Here is a 7,655-nt window from a genome sequence, read left to right as displayed (position 1 = left end):
TTTCGAGATGTGCCGATTCCATGCTAATTCATCTTCTCATTCAGCAACGCCGAAATTTTCTAGTCTAGAAATTAAATTGCAATCAAATCCTAAAACAGTTTCGCAAATGGTTTATATTGTACAAAATTTATCTATAAACTGAGACAAAAGCGATCGCGATTTTAGGCAGACGCGATAAGCAAAATGAGCGATGAGTCAACTATCCCAGCAAGCTAAACCAACAACCCAGTTGCACAAAAGAAACTGTGCAACGGCAGTTATTTCTTCTTGGGAACACTTAGCGTTGGCAACGACGGACGAGATGACTGAGGCGGAAGAGCATAGGCAACTCGTTCTTCTCGAACTGTCTCTGAAGAACGACGATAAAACTGCCACCACCGCAAACCAAGAGCGGCAGAAACGACACACAAGCCAAAGAAGACCAAAGACGAACTTTGGTCAATCCCCCCGATCGCTACATCCACCGCACCTGCCGTCAGGATAAAGCCCGTGATTGGCTCTTTTCCATAAACTGACTTCAATACCCGATTCCACACAGCGTTCATCACAGGTTGCTCGATTACAGCGACTTCTTATATTCTAAAACGTTCGACCTAGACCAATAGAACTCACCCGAGTAGAGCCTTCTAGCCCAAACGCTTTTGTTGACATTTCTAGAGATACTGTAAGTAAAACTACATGACCTCAGGAGGTAGGTTTGCCTAGTACGATACCTCCTTAACCTAATATCAGCGCTTATCTTAACCCAAGCCAAGATAAAACGCCTTGCCCAGTGACGTACTCGATCGCAAGCGCAATCACAAACCCAAGCATAGCTGCCCGACCATTAAGCCGCTCTGCATAGTCATTGAAGCCAAACTTAGGCTCTTCAAATTTAGGAGTGGTTGTGGGTTGGGTGGATGTCATGGTGTGTAACCTCAGCGTGTATAAACCTTAAGAGGAGCGAACCAACTACTGTTATTTCACTACTTGTCATTTCAAGGTAGATCGGCCAACAAGGCACTAAAAATTGACCTTGCTTTTACAATTCTTTACCTTGCTGTTCCTATTCTAAACGGGACTGAGACAGATTGCTCATGGATCTGCTAAACGGATGACTGTCATCAAAAACTAGGCACACTAAGCTAGAACTAGAGAGCCGCAAAAGAGGTTTAGATGGAAATTGGCGTTCCTAAAGAGACAAAGGATCAGGAGTTTCGCGTTGGTCTGACTCCAAGTAGTGTCCGAGTATTGGTCGAACAAGGACATTCAGTGTTTGTTGAGAAAGAAGCAGGGCTGGGATCGGGCTTCTCAGATGCAGACTATATCGCAGCGGGCGCAACGATGGTTCCCCTTGCGCATGATGTGTGGAATCGGGAACTCGTGGTGAAGGTCAAAGAACCCCTGACCTCTGAATATGAACTTCTCCGCAAGGAGCAAATTCTATTTACCTATTTGCATTTGGCGGCTAATCGCACTTTGACGGAGCGGTTATTAGCGTCAGGCGTAAGCGCGATCGCTTACGAAACGGTAGAACTGCCTGACCGACGCCTGCCGCTTTTAACACCTATGAGCATTATTGCTGGTCGGCTTTCGGTTCAATTTGGCGCACGTTTTCTGGAACGGCAGCAGGGCGGGCGGGGCGTTCTGTTGGGTGGCATTCCGGGGGTTAAGCCAGGTCGTGTGGTAATTTTGGGCGGCGGAGTTGTTGGCACTGAAGCGGCACGAATGGCGATCGGAATGGGCGCACAGGTACAAATTCTTGATGTAAGCGCCGATCGCTTGTCGTACTTAGAAACAATTTTTGGGTCACGAGTCGAGCTACTTTACAGCAACTCTAGCCACATTGAAGAAGTGGTTCCTAACGCAGATTTGCTGATCGGTGCCGTTCTAGTTTTAGCGAAGCGAGCGCCGATTCTGGTATCGCGCGAACTGGTCAAGCACATGCGTCCGGGTTCTGTGATTGTCGATGTTGCAGTCGATCAAGGCGGTTGCATCGAAACCATGCGTCCGACGTCGCACACGCATCCCACGTATGTTGAAGAAGGCGTTGTTCATTATGGTGTGCCAAATATGCCTGGAGCCGTTCCTTGGACAGCAACCCAAGCGCTTAACCACAGTACGCTGCCCTATGTGTCAAAACTTGCAAATGGCGGTTTAGCGGCGTTAGAACGCGATCCTATCCTGGCGAAAGGGTTGAATGTGCAGAATCATCATCTGATTCATCCTGCTGTTCAAGAGGTATTTCCAGACTTAGTTTAAGAAGCTGTTTAGGTGTATCTAGGTTTCCGATTTCTGGAAGAAATTAGAGCTATTTGTCAGGTTAGCTACAGCCAGGTCGAGACCGATCGCAACACGTCTGGAATTTCTTCTGCATCGGGCGGAAATTCCAACTGTGTCTCCGACAACCCTAGATAGCCTGACTCCATAAACGAGAGCAACATGCGTTTTAGGGCAAACCAGACTTCGGGTTCGTATTCCCAATCGCGCCCCCGGCTTGCCCGTCCCGCGATCGCTTTTAACGCCCAAAAATAGCTATTTCGCACCACCGATCCCCCTTTTTTGTAGGGAGGCACATCTTCATGATGCAAAAACAAGATGTTGTCTTCAATCCGCGCTCTCATGCCGTCAATTGGATAGTACAAATAGGTTAAATAATACAAACTAAAAAAGCTGCCCTACTTCAGGTAGCACATACCCAAGTAGGACAACTTTAAGTTGCATCAGAATTTTTTAGTAGCGAGAAGAATATCCGTTGCGACCACCGCCGCCACCACGGTTTCCACCGCCGCCGCTACGATTATCTTCACGGGGCTTCGCTTTGTTGACGCGCATATCGCGACCCATCCATTCTGCACCATCTAGGGCTTCAATCGCGGCTGTTTCTTCGTCATCGGATGACATTTCCACGAACCCAAAACCACGCACCCGACCGGTCTCACGATCCATCGGAAGCTGAACTCGCTTGACCGAACCATATTCTGCGAAAATAGCGGTCAAATCATCTTGCGTAACCTCATAAGAGAGATTACCTACGTAAATCGACATTGAAATGAATCTCCAGAAGCAGAAAGTGTAGAGATGGGAGATCTTGGAAAAAGCCTGCCTTAAGAAAAACCAACCTGTCAGCCTAGATGGAACTAAACGTGAGAGTTTTCAGAAAAACAAACGTGTAAACCGATCTTCATCCCTGTATCCCTAATGTAACACGATTTTTCAAGGTAGGATGCGATTTTAGGCGGCAATACCTCTCGGAAATTTAGGATCTCAAATCTCCCAAAGGCGAGATTTGTCGTTGGTTTTTGCCCCCTATTTTCTACCCTTAATATTTTGTCTGGAGAATGCATATGACTGGTTCACAGGTTGCTCCCTACGGGACTTGGAAGTCGCCTATCACATCCGATTTGATTGTTGCAGGTTCTATTGGGCTAGGACAAATTCAGCTAGATGGTCAGGATATTTATTGGGGTGAATCACGTCCTACAGAAGGCGGACGCAATGTCATCGTTCGCAGAACGCCAAATGGTGAAATAACTGACATGACACCCGCACCGTTTAATGCTCGAACTCGTGTTCATGAATACGGCGGTGGTGCGTTTAGTGTTGTCGATCGCGTGATTTATTTTTCTAATTTTTCTGATCAACGGCTTTATCGTCAGGTGATTCCTTTGGAGTTGAACGAAGCGCTGACCCCAGATGCGTCCCTTCCAATGACACCTGAACAATTGTTCCGATATGCCGATGTAATAGTTGATCCATTCCGAGAGCAACTAATTTGTGTTCGAGAAGACCATACCGTTGCGGATCGAGAAGTAATCAATACCATCATCAGCGTTCCGTTGGATGGACGGGATCAAAACGTTCTCATTTCTGGCAGCGATTTTTATGCTTTCCCGCGTCTCAGTCCTGATGGCTCTATGCTGGCGTGGATTAGTTGGAATCATCCGCATATGCCGTGGGATGAAACGGAACTGTGGGTTGGTCAGGTGCAAGCGGATGGCTCTATTACAGAGGTGCAAAAGATTGCAGGGGATCACGAATCGATTTTTCAGCCCCAATGGTCGCCGGATGGCCGGTTGTATTTTGTCAGCGATCGCACAAATTGGTGGAATCTCTACCGTTGGACTCCGATGGATGGAGAAATCGAAGCGCTGTGTCCAAAAGAGGCGGAATTTGGGCTGCCGCTGTGGGTGTTTGGCATGTCAACGTATGGGTTTGCGAATCGCGATCTCTTAATTTGCACCTACACTCAGAACGGTATCAGCCAATTAGCAAGTCTTGATCTCAACCGTCTTGAGTTAAGCGATCTTTCTACGCCTTATACCAGCATTGCTGGGTTACATGTCAACGCAGAACATGCGGTTTTTGTGGGAGGTTCACCCACCGAGCCAAGCGGGATCGTTCGATTCGATTTATCAACTGAGCAATGCGAGGTGTTGCGTCGAGCTAGCGAATTAAAAATTGATTCAGGGTATCTCTCCATTCCCGAAGCAATCGAGTTTCCGACTGAGAACGGCTTGACTGCTCACGCCCTGTATTATGCTCCCAAGAATCAGGACTACACCGCGCCAGAGGGTGAACGTCCTCCCATGTTGGTTAAAAGTCACGGTGGGCCAACGGCGGCAACATCTGCGTCGTTAAGTCTCAGCATCCAGTATTGGACGAGTCGCGGCTTTGCCTTTTTGGATGTGAATTATGGCGGCAGCACGGGGTATGGACGCGCGTATCGGGAACGCCTGAAGCGGCAGTGGGGCATTGTGGATGTGGATGACTGTGCAAATGGAGCTAAATATCTGGCTGAGCAGGGGAAGGTGGATGGCGATCGCTTAGTGATTACGGGCGGCAGTGCGGGCGGATACACAACGCTGTGTGCCTTGACGTTTCGAGATACGTTCAAAGCGGGTGCAAGTCACTACGGCGTCAGCGATCTCAAAGCTTTGGCAGAAGACACGCACAAGTTTGAGTCGCGCTATCTAGATGGATTAATTGGAGTGTATCCAGACGAGAAGGAGTTGTATGACCAGCGATCGCCGATCAGCGCTGTTGATCGCTTATCGTGTCCAGTGATTTTTTTTCAGGGAGACGAAGATAAAATTGTGCCGCCCAACCAAGCAGAAATGATGGTAAACGCGCTAAGAGATAAAGGGCTACCTGTTGCCTATGTTCTGTTTGAAGGAGAGCAACACGGATTTCGTAAAGCTGAAAACATTAAACGCGCTCTAGACGGCGAATTCTATTTTTACTCGCGGGTCTTCGGCTATGAGGCTGCGGAGGAGATCAATCCGGTCGCGATCGCAAATCTCTAAATCAACAAATCTCTAAATCAACAAATCTCTAAATCAACAAATCTCTAAATCAATAGGTGTATGAAATCAATGGCTATCAGAATGGATCTGCGATTGGCTCTGCCAAGCTCCGAAGGATCGCAAGGCATCGACCTCGATCGCCCTCCTGAGACGTAGAGATTTAAGGCGAGACTGCGATACTGTTAAAAGGGGATACATCTCGGTTATAGAGTCAATGACAGTCGCGGTTTCGCTTCAGAATGTTCACAAGGTTTATGGTACAGTCCCCGTGGTCAATGGTCTCTCATTTGAGATTCAAGCGGGAGAAATGTTTGGGTTGCTAGGTCCAAACGGAGCAGGCAAATCAACCACAATTCGGATGCTGACGACGTTGACGAAACCATCTGATGGTTTGATTCAGGTAGCAGGCTTTGATGTGATGCGTCACCGATCGCAGGTCAAACAACGAATCGGAGTAGTGCTGCAAGCAGTAAGCATCGATAGTGATCTGACCGTTTGGGAGAACATGGAATACCACGGGCGACTGCATCACATTCCCAAAGCGCAACGACAACACGATATTGATCGCTGGTTAGACTATATGGAGTTGCTCGATCGACGAGATGCGATCGCAAAAACACTATCGGGCGGCATGAAGCGGCGATTGCAAATTGCCAGAGCTTTATTACACCAGCCAGAAATTTTATTTCTAGATGAACCAACGGTGGGGCTTGATCCCCAAACTCGTCGCCGTCTATGGGAAATCATTCGAGATCTCAACAAGCAAGGTATGACGATGTTGCTGACGACGCATTATATGGATGAAGTGGAATATTTATGCGATCGCATCGGCATTCTAGATAACGGAAAATTAATTGAATTAGGAACGCTACAAGATCTGCGTCATAAACACGGTGAAGGGCTAGTCATGAAACAGAATGGAGATCGTTGGGACTACAAATTTTTTCCTACAGTCCATGATGCAAATATGTATCTAAATGAGCAGTCCAATAAAACAGGAATGATGACACGTCCATCCAATCTAGAAGACATTTTTGTAGAATTGACCGGACGCAATTTAGATTAACCTCACCTCTTGCGTTGGTCTAGGGCATGTTTTAAAATCCGTCGCAGCGATCGCATCCCGCCCGTGATTAAAGTTCAGCGTAGGATAGAACGCAGTGCAAGAGTGTTAAAACACACTAGTTTACGGATTAGCTTACTTAGCTGTGTCTTCAAACAGCTTGTGTTTGGATTAAAACTATAACCTGAGCAGATCTTTAGATCTTTAGAGGGATCAGCAAAAAATCTGAGGCATCAACAAAGTCAGAGATAAGTTTGATCGTTCGTTGAACAAAAGTTCAAGACATTCATCTGAAGAATGTCTGTGATCAGATTTGCGCGGTTTTGTGAGAATGCTGACCAGCAGAGCGGTTTACCTGCGTGATCCTCAAAGATTAGTAGTAATTTCAGTGAACGGAACCTTCTTATCTAAATCGTTCGGATACAGCAACGCTTGGTCAGACAACTGATTTAAACTAAAGAGCTTCTCTCATGCCTGCCAAAAAGTTTTCACGTTTAAGTGCTTCCCCTGCATAAAACCCGAAAAGCAGACGTGTTGAATCAGAAGAAGGAACAAACCCTTCGCAATCAAGCAACGAAGACTTTGCCTACTTCTACTTTAGGAGAAAAAGATGCGTTTAAGTAACTTTCACATTCCTACTGCGATCGTTGGATTCGTTTTAATTGCCAACACCACGATCTCGCCCGCTATGGCTGCTGGTGGCATTGAGTCTCTAGAACCTGGGTTTCAGCAAAAGGTGAGGAGAGTATTGGTTAAGGTAGAGAAAAAAGGATGGCAACCCAAGGTTGCTGAGGGACGGAGAACAATCGCAGAACAACGAGAAAAAGTTCGTAGAGGTGTCTCAAAAACGATGAGAAGCAAACATTTATGTGGAATTGCCGCAGACATTATCGATAGACGGTACGCATGGGGCGGACCTGCGGCAAACACAAATTTCCAGTTCTGGCAAGACTTGGGTGCAGCCGCTAGAAGTGAAGGATTGGTTTGGGGTGGTGATTGGAAAAGTTTCAAAGATGTTGCACATGTTGAGGAGCCTCGTAAATGTTGAGGTTTCAAGCTATTTCCTAACCATCAATGCTAAAAAATAGCGCTTGGGCTGAAGGAACAGACAAGCCTCGATCAATCTGCTGCTTGCAAAAATCCGTTGCCAATCCACTTTTGCAAAAAGCCTAATAGCTAGAGCGATCGCGTCGGTGAAAAGCGCGATCGCTCTTTATATGACAACTACAATCGGTTTGAATTAATTGCAATGTTATAGCCCTACTAATCCAGGTTAGGACGTATAGTAGAGCCATAATGCATGATCA

The 7,655-nt window shown here is 46.8% G+C and carries 8 protein-coding genes; 4 read left to right on the top strand and 4 right to left on the bottom strand.

Going from position 1 to position 7,655, the window contains the following annotated elements; genetic code table 11:
• Positions 1-257: 257 nt before the first annotated feature.
• Both AC5I6P_RS25235 and AC5I6P_RS25230 read right to left on the bottom strand, forming a co-directional pair.
• Positions 258-545, bottom strand: coding sequence for a hypothetical protein (locus tag AC5I6P_RS25235; protein WP_495696532.1), 288 nt, complete (start codon positions 543-545; stop codon positions 258-260).
• Between the two features lie 190 nt (positions 546-735).
• On the bottom strand, positions 736-906 hold the full coding sequence (locus AC5I6P_RS25230; protein WP_495696531.1) for a hypothetical protein: 171 nt from the start codon (positions 904-906) through the stop codon (positions 736-738).
• Positions 907-1,155: 249 nt separating this feature from the next.
• Here AC5I6P_RS25230 and ald point away from each other — a divergent pair, with 249 nt between their 5' ends.
• Positions 1,156-2,241 carry an alanine dehydrogenase gene (gene ald / locus AC5I6P_RS25225; RefSeq protein WP_495696530.1) on the top strand — a complete coding sequence of 362 codons (1,086 nt, stop codon included), beginning with the start codon at positions 1,156-1,158 and terminating at the stop codon, positions 2,239-2,241.
• Positions 2,242-2,306: 65 nt separating this feature from the next.
• On the opposite strand, the gene AC5I6P_RS25220 is transcribed toward ald, so the two are convergent.
• Both AC5I6P_RS25220 and rbp read right to left on the bottom strand, forming a co-directional pair.
• Positions 2,307-2,603 carry a hypothetical protein gene (locus AC5I6P_RS25220; protein WP_495696529.1) on the bottom strand — a complete coding sequence of 99 codons (297 nt, stop codon included), beginning with the start codon at positions 2,601-2,603 and terminating at the stop codon, positions 2,307-2,309.
• A gap of 109 nt (positions 2,604-2,712) precedes the next feature.
• Positions 2,713-3,027 carry an RNA-binding regulator gene (gene rbp, locus AC5I6P_RS25215; protein ID WP_495696528.1) on the bottom strand — a complete coding sequence of 105 codons (315 nt, stop codon included), beginning with the start codon at positions 3,025-3,027 and terminating at the stop codon, positions 2,713-2,715.
• A gap of 299 nt (positions 3,028-3,326) precedes the next feature.
• Between rbp and AC5I6P_RS25210 the strand changes: the two genes are divergently transcribed.
• The 3 genes from AC5I6P_RS25210 (at position 3,327) to AC5I6P_RS25200 (ending at position 7,396) form a co-directional block, all read left to right on the top strand.
• A complete protein-coding gene (locus tag AC5I6P_RS25210; protein WP_495696527.1) occupies positions 3,327-5,285 on the top strand; it encodes a S9 family peptidase in 1,959 nt (652 codons plus the stop codon).
• A gap of 214 nt (positions 5,286-5,499) precedes the next feature.
• Complete coding sequence (locus AC5I6P_RS25205; RefSeq protein WP_495696526.1) at positions 5,500-6,351, top strand: ABC transporter ATP-binding protein; 852 nt, start codon at positions 5,500-5,502, stop codon at positions 6,349-6,351.
• 607 nt (positions 6,352-6,958) lie between these two features.
• Complete coding sequence (locus AC5I6P_RS25200; RefSeq protein ID WP_495696525.1) at positions 6,959-7,396, top strand: M15 family metallopeptidase; 438 nt, start codon at positions 6,959-6,961, stop codon at positions 7,394-7,396.
• Positions 7,397-7,655 lie beyond the last annotated feature (259 nt).

The sequence above is a fragment of the Myxacorys sp. genome (assembly GCF_059501405.1).
Note: the sequence above shows the minus strand (reverse complement) of the source record. Positions and strands in the feature narration are given on the sequence as shown.

What these genes read in the sequence shown, in the direction of transcription:
- rbp (WP_495696528.1), bottom strand. Translation starts at nt 3,027, where the DNA reads ATGTCGATTTACGTAGGTAATCTCTCTTATGAGGTTACGCAAGATGAT.
- AC5I6P_RS25220 (WP_495696529.1), bottom strand. Translation starts at nt 2,603, where the DNA reads ATGAGAGCGCGGATTGAAGACAACATCTTGTTTTTGCATCATGAAGAT.
- ald (WP_495696530.1), top strand. Translation starts at nt 1,156, where the DNA reads ATGGAAATTGGCGTTCCTAAAGAGACAAAGGATCAGGAGTTTCGCGTT.
- AC5I6P_RS25235 (WP_495696532.1), bottom strand. Translation starts at nt 545, where the DNA reads ATGAACGCTGTGTGGAATCGGGTATTGAAGTCAGTTTATGGAAAAGAG.
- AC5I6P_RS25230 (WP_495696531.1), bottom strand. Translation starts at nt 906, where the DNA reads ATGACATCCACCCAACCCACAACCACTCCTAAATTTGAAGAGCCTAAG.
- AC5I6P_RS25205 (WP_495696526.1), top strand. Translation starts at nt 5,500, where the DNA reads ATGACAGTCGCGGTTTCGCTTCAGAATGTTCACAAGGTTTATGGTACA.
- AC5I6P_RS25200 (WP_495696525.1), top strand. Translation starts at nt 6,959, where the DNA reads ATGCGTTTAAGTAACTTTCACATTCCTACTGCGATCGTTGGATTCGTT.
- AC5I6P_RS25210 (WP_495696527.1), top strand. Translation starts at nt 3,327, where the DNA reads ATGACTGGTTCACAGGTTGCTCCCTACGGGACTTGGAAGTCGCCTATC.